Source organism: Brachybacterium halotolerans (assembly GCF_016623465.1).
GTDB lineage: Bacteria > Actinomycetota > Actinomycetes > Actinomycetales > Dermabacteraceae > Brachybacterium > Brachybacterium halotolerans.
Map to the genome: position 1 here is coordinate 682,638 of NZ_JAEDAJ010000001.1, position 20,710 is coordinate 703,347.

Sequence of the window (20,710 nt, forward strand, 5' to 3'; positions counted from 1 at the left end):
AGGTCACTTGAACAGCGACATCGGGTTCGAGTAGGTGCCGGACTCGTCCATCTTCGCGAAGTGCAGGTGGCAGCCGGTGGAGCGGCCGGTCGAGCCGACCTCCCCGATGACGTCGCCCTGCTCGACCTTCGCGCCCACGCTCGTCTTGAACGAGGAGAGGTGGTAGTAGCCGGTGATGACGCCGTCGCCGTGGTCGATCTTCACGCGGTTGCCGGAGGCCGAGTTGTGCTCGACGGCGACCACGGTGCCGGCGGCCGCTGCGTGCACGTCGGTGCCGCAGGCCGCGCCGAAGTCAACGCCGTCGTGCATGATCCGCGTGTGCAGCACCGGGTGGACGCGCTCGCCGTACGGGGAGGTGATCCGGGCGTTGACCGGGTGGATGAAGCCCTCGTCGGACTCGCCGCCGAGGGCCTCGATGGCCTCCGCGTTGGGCGAGGTCTCCACGGAGAGGTCACCGGTGGTCTCCTGGGAGGACGACGCGTTCGACGCGGCGTCGGCGCCCTTCGCGTCGGAGCCCGCGGTGGCCGTGGCGATGGAGACCGGGGCGAGCTGGGTGCTCGCGGACTTCGCCTGCGCGGCGGACTGGCCGCCGTTGATGGTGGGCAGCGGAGCGGACTGGCCGCCCGCGCTCGCGGACGCGAGGGGGAAGGCGATGGTGGCGGTCGCGAGCGCGCCGAGCACGCCGACCTTCAGCACACCGGCCTGCACTGCCGAGTCACGATGGGAGGCGCTGCCTGTGCGCAGCGTCCGGACGTGTGCCCGGCCGAGGGCGCGATGATTCGCCACGATGGAGCTCCTGGAGGGGGGTCGGAGACGCAGAGTCCTGGTGAGTGCCCGGGGTGCGACGCCGGACGGGGAAGGACGCGTCGCCGAACAACGCGCTCCAAGGTACCCAGGTCAGCGAGGTCCGACGTCGCGAGAAGCGACCTCATTACCGAACCTTTGCCCCGCACCACGGGCGGGTAAAGACCCTTGACCCGCCTCGCAGGCCGCGTGTCGTGTCGGTCACCTCGGCGCACGGGCGCCGGACCGGGCGTCAGGACGGGCGGTCAGGCCGGACGATCAGGCCGGACGTCAGGCCCGGCTGCGCTGCATGACGTCCTTGACCTCTCCCACGAGCTCCTCCAGGACGTCCTCGAGGAACACGGCGCCCACGCTGCGCGAGGTCGGGGCGTCGACGCGGGCCAGGTGCGCGCCGTTGTACTGCATGGCGCGCAGGGCCTCCTCGATCTCGTCGTCGTCGGCCACGGAGACCACGGCGCGCACGATCCCGGGGTGGATCGGCCGGTCGTAGTCCTCCTCGGGGGCGTCCGCCGGCAGCAGCACGTCCTTGAGGTGGACGTAGCCCACCAGATCGCCCGCGTCGTTGCGCACCCCGATGCGGCTGAAGCCCGTGGCCGCGACGATCTGCTCGATCTGGCCCGGCGTGACGTCGTAGGTGACGGTGACGACGTCGGCCATGGGGACCATGACGTCCCCGGCGGTGCGGTCGGAGAACTGGATGGCGCCCTGCAGGAGTCCCTGCTCGTCCTCGAGGAGGCCCTCGCGGCGCGACTCGTCCACGATCGCGGAGATCTCCTCGGCGGTGAAGCGCGACTCGACCTCGTCCTTGGGCTGGACGCCCAGGAGGCGCAGGATCATGTTCGCGGTGTGGTTGAGCACCCAGATCACCGGAGTGAACACGCGCGCCACGAGCGCGAGCGGGGTGGCGAGCACCAGCACCGCGCCCACGGGCACGGCGATCGAGATGTTCTTGGGGACCATCTCGCCGAAGACCACGTGCAGGTACGAGGCGATGAGCAGGGCCACCACGAAGGCGATCGGGTGGGTGAGCACGGCGGGCACCGAGAGGTGCTCGAGCAGCGGCTCGAGGAAGTGCGCGATAGCTGGCTCGGCGACGGCGCCCAGGGTGACCGAGCAGACGGTCACGCCGAACTGCGCCGCGGCGAGCATCACGGAGACGTGCTCGACGGCCCAGAGCGCGGTCTTCGCGCCCGGGCGACCGGCCTCGACGAGGGGCTCGAGCTGGCTGCGACGGGCGCTCATCACGGCGAACTCGGCGCCCACGAAGAAGGCGTTGCCGAGCAGCATGGCCAGGCCCAGGGCCAGGGCGGCGGTGTCGCTCATCGGTGGTCCGCCTTCCGCTCGTCGGCGCTCTCGTCCTCGTTCTCCTCCTCGCGGCGCACGAGCGCCGCGGGGTCGGTGGCGCGCAGCCGCACCTGGTCGACGCGCCGTCCGTCCATCTCGAGGACCTCGAGGCGCAGGCCGGCGACGTCGACGACGTCTCCCGCCGCGGGGACCCGGTGGAGGTTGTCCATGACGAGGCCGCCCAGGGTGTCGTAGTCGGCGGACTCGGGCACGCGCACGCCGAGCTCACGGCGGATCTCGTCGGGCCGCATGAGGCCGCTGACGCTCCAGCCGTCCTCGCCGTCGGGCAGGAACCGCTCGGGCTCGTCGTCGTCATGCTCGTCGCTCACCTCGCCGACGATCTCTTCGATGACGTCCTCGAGGGTGACGATGCCGGAGGTGCCTCCGTACTCGTCGACGACGACGGCGAGCTGCGCGCCCACGTCCCTCAGGTCGATCAGCAGGTCGTCCAGCGGCACCGTCTCCGGCACGCGCGGGATCTCGGCCATGAGCTCGCTCGCGGGGGTGCGCGAGCGCTCGGGTCGCGGGACCGCGACGGCCTGGCGCACCTGGACGACGCCCACGATGTCGTCCTCGCCGCCGTCGGTGACGGGGAAGCGGGAGTGGCCCGTGGTGCGGGAGAGCTCGAGCACCTCCTGGGCGCTCGTGTCCGCGGCGACACTCACCATGGCGCCGCGGTGGGTGAGCACGTCGCCCGCCTCGCGGTCGCCGAGCTGGAGGGTGCGGGAGAGCAGCACCGCGGTGCCCTCGTCGAGGGTGCCGGCGCGCGCCGAGTGGCGCACGAGGGACTCGAGCTCCGCGGGAGAGCGGGCGGCCGAGAGCTCCTCCTGGGGCTCGATGTTCACCAGGCGCAGCACGGCGTTCGCGGTCGCGTTGAACACGGCGATCAGCGGCTTGAAGATCATCGTGAAGCCGTGCTGGATCGGGGCGACGATGCGCGCAGTGCCCATCGGAGTGGCGATCGCGAGGTTCTTGGGCACGAGCTCCCCGAAGATCATCGAGAAGGCGTAGGCGATGACCATCGCGACGACCACGGAGACGGGGACCGCGACGTCCTCGCCGAGGCCAGCGGCCCGGGCGAGGGGGGTGAGCAGTCCGGCCAGCGGGTCCTGGACGGCGAAGCCGAACAGCAGGGTGGTGATGGTGATGCCCAGCTGGGCGCCGGAGAGGTTCGTGGAGAGGTGCGTGAGGGCGTGGAGCACGCCGCCGGCGCGCTTGTCCCCGCCGTCGCGGGCCTTCTCGACCGTGTGGCGATCGAGGGCCACGAGCGAGAACTCGGAGGCGACGAACACCGCCGTGCCCAGCGTGAGGACGATCCCTGCTGCGAGCAGGATCCAGGTCATCGGGTGATCTCCCCACGGGCGGGGAGGGCGCGCATCCGCGGCACAGAGTCCGTCCGGGTGCGCGCGCCGGTACTCGGCACGGGCGAATCGCTCATAGTGGCACCGAGTGTATAGGAGCGCGTGCGCGCGGGCGCAGGGAGCGTCCAGGGTCCGACGGGGTCTTGTGCAGGGCCGTGCGGTTACAGTGACGCCATGTCGAAGCCTGCCGAGACCGAGAGCGCGAGCCGCCCGACCCGCGTGGTCGTCGTCGAGGACGAGCCCACCATCACCCGCGCGATCGCCGACCGCCTGACCGCCGAGGGCTGGGAGGTCTCGACCGCGCTCGACGGCCCCTCGGGCGTCGCCGCCGTGCGCGAGGCCGCGCCCGACGTCGTGGTCCTGGACGTGATGCTCCCGGGCTTCGACGGCCTCGAGGTGTGCCGTCGGATCCAGGCGGAGGACCCGGTCCCGGTGCTCATGCTCACCGCGCGCGACGACGAGACCGACATGCTCGTGGGCCTCGGCGTCGGGGCCGACGACTACATGACCAAGCCGTTCTCGATGCGCGAGCTCGTGGCGCGCCTGAAGGCGCTGCTGCGACGGGTGCGCCGTGCCACGTCGGCCCCCGAGGTCGGGAGCGGCGGCGTCGGCGAGGCGCCCGCCGTGCTGCAGCTGGGCGACCTGGTCATCGACCGCGCCGCGCACCGCGTCACCCGCGCCGGCGCGCCCGCACACCTCACCCCCACCGAGTTCGACCTGCTGCTGTGCCTGGCGAACGCGCCCGGCACCGTGCTCACCCGCGAGCAGCTGCTCGCGGACGTCTGGGACTGGGTGGACGCGACGGGCACCCGCACGGTCGACTCCCATGTCAAGGCGCTGCGCCGCAAGCTCGGCGCGGACCTCGTGCGCACCGTCCACGGCGTCGGCTACGCGCTCGAGCTGCCCGATGACGAGGACGAGCCGAGGTCCGAGGGACTCGGGTCCGACGGGTCGGGGCGGTCCTCCTGAGGCGCCCGAGCCGCGCGGCGGTCCAGGAGTCGCTCGAGAACCTCGAGGTGCGGCCGCTGGACCAGCTGCGCTCGTTCAAGGTCAAGCTCGGCGTGCTGGTCGCCGTGAGCGTCACCGTGGCGGTGGTGCTCACCTGGCTGAGCCTCGCCGCGAACCTGCATCCCCTGCTCACCCTGCCGCTCGTGGTGCTCGCGGCGCTCGCGGTCACCCAGGTCCTCGCGCGCGGCATGACCTCGCCGCTGCGCCAGATGACCCGCGCCGCGCGCGCCATGGCCCGCGGGGACTACTCCCAGCGCATCGAGGCCTCGAGCCGCGACGAGGTGGGCCAGCTCGCCGAGGCCTTCACCCGCATGGCCACCGAGCTGCAGGTCACCGACAAGGTGCGGCGCGACCTCGTGGCGAACGTCTCGCACGAGCTGCGCACTCCCGTGGCGGGGCTGCGCGCCCAGCTCGAGAACATCGTGGACGGCGTCACCGACCCCGATCCGGCCGCGCTCGAGGTGGCGCTCGGGGAGACAGAGCGCCTCTCCGACCTCGTCGACGACCTCCTGGACCTCTCGCGGATCGATGCCGGCGTGATCGACATCGACGTCGAGCAGGTCGCCCTCACCCCGTTCCTCCACGAGGCGGTCGACGCCGCGGACCTGGGCGCCCGGGCTCGCGGTCGCGAGCTGCGCTGGGTCGTGGAGGTCGACCCCGCCGACCTCACCGCCGCGGCCGACGCCGCCCGCATCCGCCAGGTCATCGCGAACCTCCTGGACAACGCCTCCCGCCACTCCCCGCCCGACGGCAGGGTGCGCGTGCGCGCCGAGCGCACCGCGGCCGACGACGGCGTGCTCATCGAGGTGCGCGACGAGGGCCCGGGCATCGCCCGCGCCGACCGCGAGCGCGTCTTCGAGCGCTTCCAGCACGGCGGGGGCACCGACGACGGATCCGGCGGCACCGGCCTGGGCCTCGCGATCGCCCGCTGGGCGGTCGAGCTGCACGGCGGGCGGATCCAGGTGATCGACGACCCGCGCCCGCACACGGACCCGGACCGCTCCTCGGCGATCCGCCTGACGCTTCCCGACCGCTGATCCCCGCCTCCGCGGACGCGGTCGCCGGGCCCTCCGGGCGGTGTCGGCTCTGGCCGCCCGCGCCGGAGGTGATCTACCCCTCCGTCATGGGTGCGCGGATGCCCACTTCATGGGCGCGGGGACCCCTCCCCTCGGTTAGGGTGGACGAGTCCGCTCCATTCGATTTTCATGAAGGTTGGCGATCGCAGAGTGTCACAGAAGACACCCCTCTCCGATTCCGTTGACGAGGAGCCCGAGTTCGGGCCCAACCAGTGGCTGGTGGACGAGCTCCACGAGCAGTGGAAGGCCGACCCCTCGAGCGTCGATCCGAGCTGGGCAGAGTTCTTCCGCTCACGCGCGCAGCAGACCCCGAGCGCCCCGGCATCCGCGTCCGGTTCCTCGTCGTCCTCCGCCGAGGACTCACCCGCTTCCTCGGAGCATCCTGCTCCGTCCGAGCAGCCCGCTCCCTCCGAGCAGCCCCCCGCGGCAGCGCAGGCGACGAAGCCCGCGCCCGATCCCGCGCCGGCCGCCTCGGCTGCTGCTCCCGCCGAGGAGCCCGCCCCCGCGGCGCCGGCCACGAAGCCCGCGTCGGCCCCGACGCCCGAGCCGACCCCGTCGTCCGCGTCCGCCGGTGCCACCCGCTCCGCATCCGCCGACGCCTCCCCGACCGCACCCTCTTCTGCGAAGGACTCCCCTGCCGTGAACGACGCTCCCGCCGCGAAGGTCTCCGACACCTCCGACCGGCCGATGCGGTCCACCACCCCGAGCTCGACCATCCCCGAGCGCGAGTTCACCGAGCCCGTCCCGACCAAGCTGCGCGGCCCCGCCGCCGCCGTGGTGCGGAACATGGACGAGTCGCTCACGGTGCCCACGGCGACGTCCGTGCGCGACGTCCCGGTCAAGCTGCTGTTCGACAACCGCATCGTGATCAACAACCACCTCAAGCGGAACCGCCGCGGCAAGGTCTCCTTCACCCACCTCATCGGCTGGGCGATGGTCGAGGCCATCACCGAGATGCCCGACATGAACAACGGCTTCGACGTCGACGAGAAGGGCAAGCCGCTCCTGCTCCAGCGCGAGGACGTGAACTTCGGCCTCGCGATCGACATGCCCCGGCCCGACGGCTCGCGCTCCCTCGTGGTCCCGTCGATCAAGGCCGCTCAGCAGCTGGACTTCTTCAGCTTCTGGGCGAGCTACGAGGAGGTCGTCAAGCGCGCCCGCGCCGGCAAGCTCACGATGGACGACTTCACCGGCACCACCGTGACCCTGACGAACCCCGGCGGCATCGGCACCGTCCACTCGATCCCGCGGCTGATGTCCGGTCAGGGCACGATCGTCGGCGTCGGCGCGATGGACTACCCCGCGCAGTTCCAGGGCGCGAGCCAGGCCACCCTCGCCGAGCTCGCGGTCTCGAAGGTCATGACGCTGACCTCGACCTACGACCACCGGATCATCCAGGGCGCCGCCTCCGGCGAGTTCCTCAAGAAGATGGCCGACAAGCTCCTGGGCAAGGACGGCTTCTACGACCGCGTCTTCGCCTCGCTGCGGATCCCCTACGAGCCCGTGCGCTGGATCGCCGACAACCCGCTGCACGACACCGAGGCTGAGAAGCTCGCGCACGTCATGGATCTCATCCATGCCTTCCGCGTGCGCGGCCATCTGATGGCAGACACGGACCCGCTGCAGTACCGCGTGCGCACCCACCCCGACCTCGACGTGCAGACCTACGGCCTCACCCTGTGGGACCTGGACCGCACCTTCCCGACCCGCGGGCTGGGAGGCCGCAAGGAGGCCACGCTCCGCGACATCCTCGGGATCCTGCGCGACGCCTACTGCCGCACCGTGGGCGTGGAGTACATGCACATCGCCGATCCGGAGGAGCGCCTCTGGATCCAGGAGCAGTTCGAGTCGCCCAAGAAGCAGTACGACAAGGACCAGGTCACCCACATCATGGACCGCCTCAACGCCGCCGAGGCGTTCGAGACGTTCCTGCAGACCAAGTTCGTGGGCCAGAAGCGCTTCAGCCTCGAGGGCGGCGAGTCCGTGATCCCGCTGCTGGACTCGATCCTCTCCGACGCCGCCCACGGCGACATCGCGGAGGTCTGCATCGGCATGGCCCACCGCGGCCGGCTCAACGTCCTCTCGAACCTGGCCGGCAAGAGCTTCGGCCAGATCTTCCAGGAGTTCGACGGCTCCTCGGGCGGCCTGGGCTCGGGAGACGTCAAGTACCACCTGGGCACAGAGGGCACGTACACCGCCGAGGACGGCACCACCACCAAGGTGTACCTCGCGGCGAACCCCTCGCACCTCGAGGCCGCGAACCCCGTGCTCGAGGGCATCGTGCGCGCCAAGCAGGACCAGCTCGAGCGGGTCACCGACTTCCCGGTGCTGCCCATCCTGATCCACGGCGACGCGGCCTTCGCCGGCCAGGGCGTGGTCACCGAGACCCTGAACCTCTCGGAGCTGCGCGGCTACCGCACCGGCGGCACCGTCCACGTGATCATCAACAACCAGATCGGCTTCACCACGCTGCCGGACTCCTCGCGCTCCTCGTTCTACTCGAGCGACGCCGCGAAGACCACGCAGCTGCCGGTCTTCCACGTCAACGGCGACGACCCCGAGGCCTGCGTGCGGGTCGCCGAGATCGCCTTCGCCTACCGCGAGAAGTTCCACCGCGACGTGGTCATCGACATGATCTGCTACCGCCGCCGCGGCCACAACGAGGGCGACGACCCGGCCATGACGCAGCCGCTCATGTACAACCTCATCAAGGACCGCCCCTCCGTCCGCAAGCTCTACACGGACTCCCTCATCGAGCGCGGCGACCTCACCGAGGACGAGACCGGCGCCCTGGTGAAGAACTTCCAGCAGCACCTGGACCAGGCCTTCGCCGACGCCCGCAACGCCAGCAGCGAAGCCGACCCGAAGAACTCGGTGCAGGGCCTGGACCTGCCCAGCTCGCAGCACACCGGCGAGATCGTGGTGCCCTCGGCGACCGCCGTCTCCGCCTCGGTGCTCGAGCGCATCGGCGACGCCCACATGGCCGCCCCCGAGGGCTTCACCGTCTACCCGAAGCTCACGGGCCTGCTCGAGAAGCGCCAGGAGATGTCCCGCAGCGGCAGCATCGACTGGGCCTACGGCGAGCTGCTGGCCTTCGGCTCCCTGCTCATGGAGGGCACGCGCGTGCGCCTGGCGGGCCAGGACTCGCGCCGCGGCACCTTCGTGCAGCGCCACAGCGTGCTCATCGACTCCCTGAACCAGGACACGTTCACCCCGCTGCTGCACCTGAGCGAGGACCAGGCGCGCTTCAACGTCTACGACTCCTCGCTCTCCGAGTTCGCGGCGCTCGGCTTCGAGTACGGCTACTCCGTGGAGAGCCCGAACGCCCTGGTGCTGTGGGAGGCGCAGTTCGGCGACTTCGTCGACGGGGCGCAGACCATCATCGACGAGTTCGTCTCCTCCTCCGAGCAGAAGTGGGGACAGCAGTCCTCCGTGGTGATGCTCCTCCCCCACGGCTACGACGGCCAGGGCCCGGATCACTCCTCCGCCCGCATCGAGCGCTTCCTCGTGCTGTGCGCCGAGGAGAACATGCGCGTGGCGATGCCCTCGACGCCGGCGAGCTACTTCCACCTGCTGCGCCGCCAGGCCCGCACCGAGCCGCGCAAGCCGCTGATCGTCTTCACCCCGAAGTCGATGCTGCGCAACAAGGCCGCCGTGAGCTCCGTCGAGGACTTCACCTCGGGCACCTTCGAGCCCGTGCTCCCGGATCAGACCGTGGACCCCTCGAAGGTCAAGAAGGTTCTGCTGACCAGCGGGAAGTTCTACTGGGAGCTCGTCGCCGCGCGGGAGAAGCAGGGGATCGACGACGTCGCGATCGTGCGCCTCGAGCAGTACTACCCGCTGCCGGAGGAGGAGCTGCGCGAGACGCTCTCCGCCTACCCCGATGCCGATCTCGTCTGGGTGCAGGAGGAGCCTCTGAACCAGGGCGCCTGGGGCTTCATGGCCCTGAACTTCCCTGCCGCTGTGGGGCGTACCCTGCAGGTCGTGGCGCGACCGGCCTCCGCCTCGCCGGCCACCGGGTCCGCCAAGACCCACAAGGCCGAGCAGGAGACCCTGGTCGCGCAGGCACTGCAGAACTGACGAGGAGACGACGTGGAACAGCCCGCCCCCCGCTCGGTCCCGGTCCAGCGGACCGTCCCGGCCAGCCCCGCCCCCGCGAGCGACAGGCCGATCCGCCTGGTGGCCCTCGGCGAGGAGCTCCTCGCCGGCGTGGGCGACGCACGCGCGCTCGGCTGGCTCGGCCGGGCCGTCGCCAAGGAGCAGGGGCCGAGGCCGCGGGTCGAGCTGTACACGAGCGCGGTGCCGTCGGAGACCTCGGCAGATCTCTCGGAGCGCTGGGACGAGGAGGTGCGTCTGCGCACCGACGCCGAGGGCCTCGCCCAGGGCACCGTGGAGCACCGCGTGGTGCTGGGCCTGGGCGGCGGGGACGTCGACGCCGGCATCTCGCTGGCCCGTTCGCGTCTGAACCTCGCCAAGGTCCTCGACGGTCTCGAGCGGCTGCGGATCCCGGCGTTCGTCGTCGGCCCGCCGCCGAGCGCCGATCGCGCGCGCACCGCCGCCCTCGTCGAGCTCTCCGGGGCATTCGACGACGTGTGCGCCCGGCGCCGCGTGCCCTACGTGGACACCGTGCGGTCCCTCGAGGGGCACGAACAGTGGACATCGGACCTCGCCCGCGGCGGCGCCGACCACCCCGGGCAGACCGGCTACGGCCTCATGGCCTGGCTGGTCCTGCATGGTGGCTTCGGTCGCTTCCTGGGCACCTCCGACTGAACCAGCCGATCCCCTGTGACAGAATGCTGAGGTTGTCTGTCCGGGCGAAGGAAGGAGAGCGTGATGAGCAAGCGCGGTCGCAAGCGCCGGTCCCGTCGCAAGAACGGCGCCAATCACGGCAAGCGTCCCAACACCTGAGGCGCGCTCGTGCAGCGTGAGGGAGAGCCGATCCGTCGGCCCCGACACGCGGCATCCCGAGCATCGACGAGGCCCCCTCCATCCGGAGGGGGCCTCGTCGCATCTGGGGCCGGCTCGGCCGAGGTCGGCGGGGATCGGCCCCGCTCAGCCCCGGTCGGCCCGGGTCAGCCCAGGGTGTCGCGGCGCACCGTGGTGGAGCGGAAGGTCGCGCCGTCGGGTCCGTGCTCGACCTCGAGGCGCTGGTACTCCACGCTGCGGTACTGCACGCTGATGCGCTCGCGCAGGGTCTGCGGGGCGGTGTCCTTCGCGCAGCAGCGCCGCACCAGGTCCTTCATGGCGCGCAGGCGCTCGAGCTCGTCGGCGCACTCCGGGCAGTCCTCGGCGTGGCGCGTCATGCGCTCGACCACGTCGCGCGGGAGCTCGCCGTCCAGCGCCTCCTCGAGACCGAACCTCAGGTCGCGGCGGGTCTCGTCATGCTCCTCGGTCATCGTCCCTCCTCCCCGTCATCTGCTCCGTCCCGCAGGAACCCGCTGCTGCGCGCGTAGTCGCTCAGCGCTTCGCGCAGCTGGCGGCGTCCGCGGTGCAGTCGGGACATGACGGTGCCGATCGGCGTGTCCATGATCTCGGCGATCTCCTTGTATGCGAAGCCCTCGACGTCGGCGAGGTAGACCGCCATGCGGTAGTCCTCACGCAGGTCCTGCAGGGCCGTCTTCACCGCGGTGTCGGGCAGGCGGTCCAGCGCCTCGGCCTCGGCCGAGCGCAGACCGCGGCTCGAATGGGACTCGACCTCCGCGAGCTGCCAGTCCTCGACCTCGTCGGTCCACGACTCGCGCGGCCGACGCTGCTTCTGCCGGTACGACGAGATGTACGAGTTGGTCATGATGCGGTACAGCCAGGCGCGCAGGTTCGTGCCCGGCGTGAAGCGGTCGCGCGCCCGCAGCGCCTTGAGGTAGGTCTCCTGGACCAGGTCCTCGGCGTCCTGGGGGTTGCGGGTCATGCGCAGGGCGCCGCCGTAGAGCGAGTCGAGGTGCGCGAGCGCCTCGGCCTCGAAGTCGAAGTCCCCGGGCGCCGTGTCCTCGGGGGCGGCGCCGGGGGCTCGGTCGCCGTCGTGATCAGTGGTGGTCATCAGGCTCCACGGTACGGCACCGGTCGGTGCGAGGACGGTCGTGCGCGAGGTCCCGCGCAGGCGGGACGGGGCCGACGGGACGGCGGGCGGCGCGGTCGGCACCGGGGTCGGCATCGGGGCCGACGGCGGTCGCGTCCGCAGGCACGTGGTCATCGGCTCTCTCCTCTCCCGGCGGCGCGGGGCGCGCTGGTGCGAACGGTGCGGACGGGCCGTCCGTTCGAGCGCGCCCCGCAGGGTCCGGTCCTTGCAACGCGCACCGAGGCTCGACTGTTCCCCGGTGGCCGGACGCACGGGGCGGGGTGCGCGATAGGCTGGTCACAACGCCGGGCCGCGCCCGGCAGAGTCCATCGAACCCGAGACGTGAGGACACCATGTCGCTCATCCGCCGCATCGCCCGCCCTGCTCTCGCCGCCCCTTTCATCTTCGAGGGCGTGCGCACCGCGATCTCCCCCGAGCGTGAGATCGAGGTCGCGCCCTCCGCCTTCGCCCAGGTCGACAAGGCCCTCGAGAGCTCGTCGGCCCCCGCCTTCGTCGACTCGCGCACCGTGCTGCGCGCCACCGGCGCCGTCGCCGCCGTCGCGGGCCTCGCCTACGCGACCGGCCGTGCGCCCCGCACCGCGGCCGGCGTGCTGCTCGTGACCACGAGCGTGGGCCTGGCCGGGCGCAAGAAGGTCTGGCAGCTGCGCGGCGAGGAGCGCATGGACGAGATCAAGTCGATCCTCGCCGACGTCGGCCTGCTGGGCGGCGTGATGATCGCGGTGCTGGACCGCGAGGGCCGCCCGTCGCTGGGCTACCAGTGGGGCCAGTTCGTCGAGCGCAGCCAGAAGAAGGCCGCCGCCACCCAGCGCGACCTCGAGAAGAAGGCCGATCGGCTGACGAAGAAGGCGGGCAGCTCCTCGGGCTCTCTCTCGAAGAAGGCGAGCAAGAAGGCCGACGAGCTGAGCAAGAAGGCCTCGATGAAGGCCGACGAGGTCGCCAAGCAGGCCAGGAAGTCCACCGAGAAGCTCGCGGACCAGCTCGGCTGATCGATGTCGGAGGTCACCTGGACCGCCCCCGTCGCGGGCAGTCCCGTGGACGCGCTCGTGCGCGTGCCCGGTTCGAAATCGCTCACGGCCCGCTGGATGATGCTCTCGGCGATCGCCGACGCCCCGACCGCGCTCACGGGGGTTCTGGTCTCCCGTGACACGCGTCTGATGCGCGATGCCCTCGAGCGCCTGGGGGCGACCCTGAGCGTCGAGGGCGAGGCGCTGCGAGTCACCCCGATCCCACCGCCCGCGGAGCATGCCGAGGGGCCGGTCGAGATCCACACGGGTCTCGCGGGCACCGTCATGCGCTTCGTCCCCCTGCTCGCGGCCCTGCACCACGGCGACGTCTCCTTCACCGGGGACGAGTCGGCGCTGCTGCGGCCCATGGGGCCGGCGATCCAGGCGCTGCGCTCACTCGGCGTCGAGGTCACCGAGACGGGCGAGCCCGGGCATCTGCCGTTCGTCGTCCACGGACGCGGGCGCCTGGCCGGCGGGAGCATCGACGTGGACGCGTCGGCCTCGAGCCAGTTCATCTCGAACCTGCTGCTGGTCGGCGCGCGCTGCGAGCAGGATCTGCAGGTGCGGCACGTCGGGGATTCCCTGCCCTCGCTCCCCCACATCGAGATGACGATGACGGAGATGCGCCGCGCGGGCATCGACGTCTCCCACAGCCAGGAGGCCGACGGCACCCACGTGTGGACCGTCCGCTCCGGGCCGATCGCCTTCGGCGACGTGCGCATCGAGCCCGACCTCTCCAACGCGGGCCCGTTCCTGGCCGCCGCGCTGGTCGCCGGCGGGGAGATCGAGATCGCCGACTGGCCCCGTCGCACCGACCAGCCGGGCGACGCCTTCCGCACCCTGCTCGCCCGCATGGGCGGGGAGTTCTGGCGCGAGGACGAGGACGTGTGTGTGCGCGGCACCGGCGTCATCCACGGGATCGACGCGGACCTCTCGGCGACCGGCGAGCTGACGCCCACGATCGCCGCCCTCGCCGCTCTCGCGGACTCCCCCAGCCATCTGCGCGGCATCAAGCATCTGCGCGGCCACGAGACCGACCGCATCCATGCCCTCGCCACGGAGCTCTCGAAGCTGGGCTGCCGCACCGTCGAGCACGAGGGGTCCCTCGAGATCCATCCCGGGCCGCTCACCGGCTGCGAGTTCGAGACCTACCAGGACCATCGCATGGCGACCGCGGGCGCGATCATCGGCCTCCGCGTGCCGGACGTGCGCGTGGTCGACGTCGCCACCACCCAGAAGACCCTCCCGGACTTCGTGGGCATGTGGCTGGCCATGCTGCACACCGACGAGGCGGGCGAGGCGCGGTGAGTCGCCGGATCCGCGACCTGGACGAATCCGACGTCCGGATCCGGCCCAATCGCCGCGGCTCGCGGCCGCGCACGAAGATCCGCCCGAGCCACGACGACGCGGTCCCGGCGTTCGTCACCGCGGTCGATCGCGGGCGCTGGCGCACCGTCGTCGGCTCCGGAACGGCCGACGAGCACGTGGTCACCGCGATGCGGGCCCGAGAGCTGGGCCGCACTCCGATCGTGCCCGGCGACGTGGTGGGTCTGGTCGGCGACACCAGTGGGACGGAGGGATCGCTCGCCCGCATCGTGAAGGTGCACGAGCGCTCCTCGTTCCTCCGGCGCAGCGCCGACGACGACGACCCGACGGAGCGCCCCCTGGTCGCGAACGCCGACCTCATGGTGATCGTCACGGCGCTCGCGGACCCCGAGCCGCGCGGCGGCATGATCGACCGCTGCCTGGTCGCGGCCTGGGTCGCCGGGATCGACGCCCTGCTGTGCCTGACGAAGTCCGACCTGCGCGAGCCCGCCGGTTTCCTCGCCCAGTACGCGCCGCTGGGCGTCGAGCACGTGGTCACGCACCTGGACGCGGAAGGGCGCGTCGTGGGCGTCGAGGAGCTCGCCGCTCACCTGCACGGCCGCACGAGCGTGCTCATCGGACATTCGGGCGTGGGCAAGTCGACCCTGCTGAATGCCCTGGTGCCGGGCGCCGATCGGGCGACGGGCCACGTCAACGACGTCACCGGCCGCGGTCGCCACACCTCGTCCTCGGCGCTCGCGCTGCGCCTGCCCGACCAGTCGGGATGGGTGATCGACACCCCGGGCGTGCGGTCCTTCGGGCTCGGGCACGTCTCCCCCGAGGAGCTGCTCGAGGCCTTCGCCGATCTCGCCCCGCTCGCCGAGGAGTGCCCGCGCGGCTGCACCCACGCCGCCGACGCCCCCGACTGCGCGCTGGACGCGGCGGTCGAGGAGGGGCGCGCGGGTTCGGCCGGACCGGAGCGCCTGGCCTCCTACCGCCGCCTCGACGAGGCGCTGCGCCGCAACGACCCGTGGGACGCGTGAGCACGGCGGTGCTGAACCCGGCGGTCGTGGGCGCGGCGGTCGTGAGCACGGCGTGGGCGGTGCCGGGAATCGGGGCGCGCAGGCCGTAGGGTTGGGCGCATGTCCTCTCGATTCGCCGATGATCTGCGGCTCGCCCACGTCCTCGCCGATGCGGTCGATCAGCTCACCATGTCCCGCTTCAAGGCCCAGGACCTCACGGTCGAGACCAAGCCGGATCTGACGGAGGTCACCGACGCCGACACCGCGGCGGAGGAGCTCGTGCGCGCCCAGCTCGCCCGCTCCCGCTCGCGCGACCAGGTGATCGGCGAGGAGTTCGGCTCCACCGGCCACTCCCCCCGCCAGTGGATCATCGACCCGATCGACGGCACCTCGAACTTCGTGCGCGGAGTGCCCGTCTGGGCGACGCTCATCGGCCTCGTCGAGGACGGCGAGACCGTTGTCGGCCTGGTCTCCGCGCCCGGGCTCTCGCGCCGCTGGTGGGCGGGATCCGGGACCGGCGCGTGGACGGGCACACGCCTCAACGCGGCGACGAAGATGCAGGTCTCGGACGTGCGGAACATCAAGGACGCCTCACTGTCCTACTCGTCGCTGCACGGGTGGGCGGATCTGGACCGGCTCCCCCAGATGCTCAACTTCATGCAGCGCTTCTGGCGCACCCGCGCCTACGGCGACTTCTGGTCGTACATGCTGCTGGCCGAGGGCGCGGTCGACGTCGCGACCGAGCCCGAGCTCAAGCTTCACGACATGGCCGCGCTCGTCCCGATCGTCACGGAGGCGGGCGGCCGCTTCACCTCGCTCGACGGCGAGGACGGTCCCTTCGGCGGCAACGCGGTGGCCACCAACGGCCACCTGCACGAGGAGACGCTCGAGGCCCTCGCCGCGCGCGACTGACGCGTCGCGCCGAGGGGTCCGACGCGCGGGCCGCCGGAGCGTGTCCGCGCACCCGGCCGATACGATGGTCGGGTTGTCCACGCGCTGCGCGGTCCGCATCCGTGCGCGCACGTCCCGTACACCGCGAAGGACCTGACCCATGACGATCAAGCGCGTCGCACTGCTCACCGCCGGCGGCTACGCCCCCTGCCTCTCCTCCGCCGTGGGAGGACTGATCGAGCGCTACACCGAGCTCGTGCCCGACGTCGAGATCATCGCCTACAAGCACGGCTACTGGGGCCTGCTCTCCGGCGAGAAAATCATCGTGGACGACGAGGTGCGCAAGCACGCCGGGATTCTCCACAACTACGGCGGCTCCCCTATCGGCAACTCCCGCGTGAAGCTCACCAACACCGCCGACCTGGTCAAGCGCGGGCTCATCCAGGAGGGCGAGGACGCCCTCGAGGTCGCGGCGAACAAGCTCAAGGCCGACGGGGTGGACGTGCTCCACACGATCGGCGGCGACGACACCAACACCACCGCCGCGGACCTCGCGAAGCACCTCCACGACAACGGCTTCGACCTGCAGGTCGTGGGGCTGCCCAAGACGATCGACAACGACATCGTCCCGATCCGCCAGTCCCTGGGCGCGAAGACCGCAGCCGAGCAGACCAGCGTCTTCGCCCAGAACGTCCTCGCGGAGCACGGCTCGAACCCACGCATGCTCATCATCCACGAGATCATGGGCCGCTCCTGCGGATACCTCACAGCGCAGGCCGCCGATTACTACCAGCAGTGGCACGCCCAGCAGCAGTGGCTTCCCGGCATCGGCCACACGCCCGAGCGCTGGGACGTGCACGCCGTGTTCCTGCCCGAGATGAAGCTCGACATCGACGGCGAGGCCGAGCGCCTGAAGGCCGTCATGGACACGGCCGGCTGCGTGAACATCTTCCTGTCCGAGGGCGCCGGCATCCCCGAGATCGTCGCCGAGATGCAGGCTCGCGGCGAGGAGCCGGAGAAGGACCCCTTCGGCCACGTCAAGCTCGACACCATCAACCCCGGCCAGTGGTTCGCGAAGCAGTTCGCGGAGCGCCTGGGCGCGGAGAAGGTCATGGTGCAGAAGTCGGGATACTTCTCGCGCTCGGCCAAGGCGAACGCGGAGGATCTGCGCCTCATCAAGTCCATGACGGACCTCGCCGTGCAGGTCGCCCTCGAGGGCGGCACCGGCGTGATCGGGCACGACGAGGAGCGGGGCGATCTGCTGCGCGCGATCGAGTTCGAGCGCATCGCCGGCCACAAGGCCTTCGACATCTCCCAGCCCTGGTTCGGTGAGATCATGGCGCGCATCGGCCAGGACGTCGAGCCCGTCGAGGACCACTGAGCAGGCTCTCCCGTCCATGAGCCGGCGCGGCCGGCTGCGCGCTCGTCGTCCCCCTGCACGGCGGGCGCGCGTGCTGTCCGCGGGCCCTGCTGACGTCGGTTTTCGCGTCGGCGACGTCCCGTTCGATCTCAAGGCCCGTCCGCGCCGAGGAGCATTCGGCAATTGCTGTGCGGCGGCGATGGGCTCGATCCACGAGGAGGCGTCCGCGCCCATCGCAGGGATGATCAGGGCCACGAGCGGTCGAGCAGCGTGCGGGGGCCGCGCGCGTCGCGGTCGGTCGACGCGAGCCGACGAGCGGGGCCGCTCAGCGCCTCGGGTCCACCGTCGCGAAGGCCTCGAGCCAGGCGTCGGCCAGCAGGCGGTGCCCCGCGATCGTCGGGTGCACGCCGTCCTCGGCGATGGTCGCCGGGGTGTGACCGGCGGCGTAGGCGCGCTCCAGCAGGTGCTCGGTGTCCACGACGGGGTGGCCGAACTCGCGGGCGAGCGCGCGGATCCGCGCGACCTTGGGGTCGAGATCCTCGTGATAGCAGGCCTTCTCCTCGTCGATGTCGGTGACGAACGGGAGGATCAGCAGCACGGGCACGCCCGGTCGTGCACCCGAGAGCTGATCGAGCAGATAGCGGTACCCGGCCTCGAAGTCCTCCACGGAGGTGGGGTCGTCGCTGTCGAAGCGGCGCCAGGTGTCGTTCACGCCCACGTAGACGGTGACGACGTCGGGCGCGAGGTCCAGGCAGTCAGGACCGAAGCGTGCCACCAGGTCCGGCACGCGGTTCCCGCCGATCCCCGTGTTCAGGACCTTCGCCTGCGGCTCATGGGCCGCGAAATGCTCGGCAATCAGCCGAACGTATCCGAATCCGAGGTGCTCCAAATCCTCGCGACGTCCGGCGTCGGTGATCGAGTCCCCGACGAAGACGAGAGTGCGGGCCGTAGATCTGCCGTGCTCAAAGGCATCCATGCCTCGATTCTTCCAGAGGGCGGAGGAGAATTCTCAGTCGACGCGGAAGTTGCTCGAACGGATCGCACCCAGTTCACCCGTGGACGGGTCCCAGTAGGCGATCCCGATCGTGTGCTCGCCGTGATCGAGGCAGAGCCATGCGTGGTGGTGCTCCCGTCCTGGACTATCCGTGATCTCCTCGGAACCGTCGACGATGAACCTGAATTGTTCACCCCGTTGCTTCGATACGGCGACGTGCACCGAGGTGCCGACTCTGCTCGCTGTGCTGCACGACCCTTGCCCTGCGACCCTAGACCCGTCCCTCGGGCTGCTAATTCGTGGGGCGTCGTAGGTGAGGAGTTCCGAGCGTGCGCTCGCCTCCGATGCGACTCCATCGACTTCCTGCACCGCCGTGTACCAGGTGCTCGAGCCGGCCTCCGGCGGTTCGGGGGTCAGCGCCCAGGTACCGTCATCATCCACCGTGCCGTAAGCGACGTCCTTCCCGCTCTGGTCCTGCAGCCTGACGGAGGCACCCGGCTGCCCCGTCCCGGTGATGTGAGCACGTACCAGCACCGTGTCGTCGCTGTTCCACGGGTCGATGCTGGGCGCACCAGGCCGCTCGGCGACGTTCGTGGTCGGCGCGACAGGCGTCGTCGTGGTCGGCGCGACAGGCGTCGTCGTGGTCGGCGCGACCGAGGGCGTCACCGAGGATGTACCGGAGTCCTCTGTGCCGCCGTCTGCGCGAGGCTCCGCTTCGGCGCTGGATGACTCGGGCGGAACGTCCGTGGAGGGTGCCGATGCCCGGGCAGAGGCTCGCAGCGATCCACTCGGAGAAGAGCTCTGGGCGCTCGGCGTCTGCGTCGAGGGCTCCACGGGCTGCGGCGTCTCCGTGTCCGGACGCAAGGGGTCGCCCTCTGCGAGGGACGGCCCTGATGATGCGGCCCTCCGTGCGGGATCTTGCTGCTCGGCGGGCGATGCGGACGGCGGTGACGAGGCGGCTGTGGAGACATCAGGATGTGAGCCGACCCCATCATGTGGCTGCGAACGTGTGGTCTCGGACGAGCCGCTCGGCTCGGGAGCCGCAGGGCTCGTCGGGCTCATGTCGGATGAATCGACGGACGTCCTCTCCGAGCCGGGGCTCATGGACGTCGTCGCCGCCTCCGCCGCGGGAGGCCCGGTACGCGTCGATCCGACCATATGGACCGCGAGGACGATGCCCCCGAGCACGAGTGCCGAGATCGCAGCCGCGGCGACCCATCCCCCGGAAGCGCCCGCACCCGCGAGAGTTGTGCCCGACGAAGAAGCCGGACCGGTGCTCGACGACTGTCCGGCATAGCCAGCAGTCGTCTCCGACGGGTCCACGGGCACCGCGGACCCTGCCTCCGCAGCGACCGCAGTGTGAGCTGCGCCGACCCTGATGATCTCCCGCAGGCCCTCCAGCAGCGGCGCCGAGCCGAGGAGCGCTGGAAGCAGGACCGCTCGCGGCCGATCGGACAGTCGTTCCAGCGCGACCAGTACCGGGCGGCACTGCTCGCATCCGGAGGCGTGCTCGAAAGCCGCGTCGTGGATCCTGGCCCCGTCCGGCTCGAGGAGTGCTCCCCGGGCATCTCGGCAGCTGGCGGCAGCCGTGGGTTCGGAATTGACGCGGATCCACGCGGCCCTCAGCCCCTCGCGGGCGCGACGAGCCAGCTGGGCGACGGAGTTCGCGCCCAGCTGGAAGTGCGCGGTCAGGGCTCGAGGCGGGACGCCCTCGACCTCCGTCATCCAGAGGATCTCGCGCCATCGGTCCGGCAGCGATGCGAATGCCGACGCGAGGAGATCATGATCCACCAGCGCTTCCACGTGGTCCTCGACGGGGGCGCTCGCCTCATCGACGAGTGCGCTTCCAGCGTCCTCGAGGGGTTCGACGCGCTGCGAGCGACGGCTCCGATCGATGGACTCGTTGCGCACGGTCCGCAGGAGGTACGGCAGGAATCGTCCCGTAGGGCCCTGACCGGTCTGCAGAGAGTCGAGGATCCTGAGGAAGGCCTCATGGACCACATCCGGGGCATCCTGTGCTGCGCCCCAGCGCTGCGCGACCGCTTGCGCCTCGTCACGATGTCGAAGGTAGAGCTGCGCATACGCAGCAGATGCCCCAGCGCGCACGTCCCGCACCAGCTCCTCGTCGCTGGCTCCCCCGCGGGCGCGCGCGAGATCATGCGGGCCGTGCTCGGTCATCGATCGTCCCCCCGGAGTCCCCACCGGGCCCGTCGCATCTCCTTGCCCACCGGAGCATCCGCGACGTGATCCGGGTACGCCGCGCATACGGACTCACCGTAAGTGCACAACCGTCCGGCTGTCTGTCCGAATTGCGAACGTCACACCCGCAGCGACCGAGATTCGGGGCCGTGGCGCAGGCCTGCCGCCGCTGTGGCGCAGGCCTCTCGAGAACCGGGCGCACGGCGCGTCATAGTTTCCCTCGATGTGCGTGGTAAGAGCAGCACGGGCGCAGAAGCACCGCCCACCGA

The 20,710-nt window shown here is 71.2% G+C and carries 17 protein-coding genes; 10 read left to right on the forward strand and 7 right to left on the reverse strand.

Features of this window, described 5'->3' with window-relative positions; translation table 11 throughout:
- Window positions 1-3: 3 nt before the first annotated feature.
- The 3 genes from I8D64_RS03085 to I8D64_RS03095 all read right to left on the reverse strand — a co-directional run bounded on the left by I8D64_RS03085 (window position 4) and on the right by I8D64_RS03095 (window position 3,491).
- A complete protein-coding gene (locus I8D64_RS03085) occupies window positions 4-786 on the reverse strand; it encodes a peptidoglycan DD-metalloendopeptidase family protein (RefSeq protein ID WP_200501002.1) in 783 nt (260 codons plus the stop codon).
- Window positions 787-1,074: 288 nt separating this feature from the next.
- The gene (locus tag I8D64_RS03090) at window positions 1,075-2,127 is read right to left on the reverse strand and encodes a hemolysin family protein (RefSeq protein WP_200501003.1); all 1,053 of its coding nucleotides are present in this window, start codon (window positions 2,125-2,127) and stop codon (window positions 1,075-1,077) included.
- A complete protein-coding gene (locus I8D64_RS03095; protein WP_200501004.1) occupies window positions 2,124-3,491 on the reverse strand; it encodes a hemolysin family protein in 1,368 nt (455 codons plus the stop codon). The genes I8D64_RS03090 and I8D64_RS03095 overlap by 4 nt, the downstream gene beginning before the upstream one ends.
- 192 nt (window positions 3,492-3,683) lie before the next feature.
- Here I8D64_RS03095 and I8D64_RS03100 point away from each other — a divergent pair, with 192 nt between their 5' ends.
- The 5 genes from I8D64_RS03100 (at window position 3,684) to I8D64_RS17890 (ending at window position 10,501) form a co-directional block, all read left to right on the forward strand.
- Window positions 3,684-4,478 (forward strand): response regulator transcription factor, encoded by a 795-nt coding sequence (locus I8D64_RS03100; protein ID WP_200501005.1) that lies wholly within the window; start codon window positions 3,684-3,686, stop codon window positions 4,476-4,478.
- Between the two features lie 47 nt (window positions 4,479-4,525).
- Entirely contained in the window at window positions 4,526-5,554 is a 1,029-nt protein-coding gene (locus tag I8D64_RS03105; protein WP_200501006.1) for a HAMP domain-containing sensor histidine kinase, read from the forward strand.
- 168 nt (window positions 5,555-5,722) lie between these two features.
- Window positions 5,723-9,673, forward strand: coding sequence for a multifunctional oxoglutarate decarboxylase/oxoglutarate dehydrogenase thiamine pyrophosphate-binding subunit/dihydrolipoyllysine-residue succinyltransferase subunit (locus I8D64_RS03110; protein ID WP_200501007.1), 3,951 nt, complete (start codon window positions 5,723-5,725; stop codon window positions 9,671-9,673).
- Window positions 9,674-9,685: 12 nt separating this feature from the next.
- Complete coding sequence (locus I8D64_RS03115) at window positions 9,686-10,363, forward strand: GDSL-type esterase/lipase family protein (RefSeq protein WP_343068407.1); 678 nt, start codon at window positions 9,686-9,688, stop codon at window positions 10,361-10,363.
- 63 nt (window positions 10,364-10,426) lie between these two features.
- The gene (locus I8D64_RS17890) at window positions 10,427-10,501 is read left to right on the forward strand and encodes a 50S ribosomal protein bL37 (protein WP_370645926.1); all 75 of its coding nucleotides are present in this window, start codon (window positions 10,427-10,429) and stop codon (window positions 10,499-10,501) included.
- Window positions 10,502-10,665: 164 nt separating this feature from the next.
- Here the strand turns inward: I8D64_RS17890 and rsrA are convergent, their stop codons facing one another.
- A complete protein-coding gene (gene rsrA, locus I8D64_RS03120) occupies window positions 10,666-10,989 on the reverse strand; it encodes a mycothiol system anti-sigma-R factor (RefSeq protein ID WP_200501008.1) in 324 nt (107 codons plus the stop codon).
- Complete coding sequence (locus tag I8D64_RS03125; RefSeq protein WP_200501009.1) at window positions 10,986-11,627, reverse strand: sigma-70 family RNA polymerase sigma factor; 642 nt, start codon at window positions 11,625-11,627, stop codon at window positions 10,986-10,988. The genes rsrA and I8D64_RS03125 overlap by 4 nt, the downstream gene beginning before the upstream one ends.
- Window positions 11,628-11,998: 371 nt before the next feature.
- On the opposite strand from I8D64_RS03125, the gene I8D64_RS03130 reads away from it, so the two are divergent.
- From I8D64_RS03130 to I8D64_RS03150, 5 genes are all read left to right on the forward strand, one after another.
- On the forward strand, window positions 11,999-12,652 hold the full coding sequence (locus I8D64_RS03130) for a hypothetical protein (protein ID WP_246482642.1): 654 nt from the start codon (window positions 11,999-12,001) through the stop codon (window positions 12,650-12,652).
- A gap of 3 nt (window positions 12,653-12,655) precedes the next feature.
- Window positions 12,656-13,978 (forward strand): 3-phosphoshikimate 1-carboxyvinyltransferase, encoded by a 1,323-nt coding sequence (aroA, locus tag I8D64_RS03135; RefSeq protein WP_200501010.1) that lies wholly within the window; start codon window positions 12,656-12,658, stop codon window positions 13,976-13,978.
- Window positions 13,975-15,018, forward strand: a complete 1,044-nt coding sequence (rsgA, locus tag I8D64_RS03140) for a ribosome small subunit-dependent GTPase A (protein WP_200501011.1) — start codon at window positions 13,975-13,977, stop codon at window positions 15,016-15,018. Before aroA ends, rsgA begins: the two co-directional genes overlap by 4 nt.
- Window positions 15,019-15,117: 99 nt before the next feature.
- Window positions 15,118-15,909 carry an inositol monophosphatase family protein gene (locus I8D64_RS03145; protein ID WP_200501012.1) on the forward strand — a complete coding sequence of 264 codons (792 nt, stop codon included), beginning with the start codon at window positions 15,118-15,120 and terminating at the stop codon, window positions 15,907-15,909.
- A 139-nt stretch (window positions 15,910-16,048) separates the two neighbouring features.
- Window positions 16,049-17,269 (forward strand): pyrophosphate--fructose-6-phosphate 1-phosphotransferase, encoded by a 1,221-nt coding sequence (locus I8D64_RS03150; protein ID WP_200501013.1) that lies wholly within the window; start codon window positions 16,049-16,051, stop codon window positions 17,267-17,269.
- A gap of 304 nt (window positions 17,270-17,573) precedes the next feature.
- Here the strand turns inward: I8D64_RS03150 and I8D64_RS03155 are convergent, their stop codons facing one another.
- Together I8D64_RS03155 and I8D64_RS03160 are read right to left on the reverse strand one after the other, a co-directional pair.
- On the reverse strand, window positions 17,574-18,224 hold the full coding sequence (locus tag I8D64_RS03155) for an SGNH/GDSL hydrolase family protein (RefSeq protein WP_200501014.1): 651 nt from the start codon (window positions 18,222-18,224) through the stop codon (window positions 17,574-17,576).
- Between the two features lie 33 nt (window positions 18,225-18,257).
- A complete protein-coding gene (locus tag I8D64_RS03160; protein ID WP_200501015.1) occupies window positions 18,258-20,420 on the reverse strand; it encodes a sigma-70 family RNA polymerase sigma factor in 2,163 nt (720 codons plus the stop codon).
- Window positions 20,421-20,710: the final 290 nt, after the last annotated feature.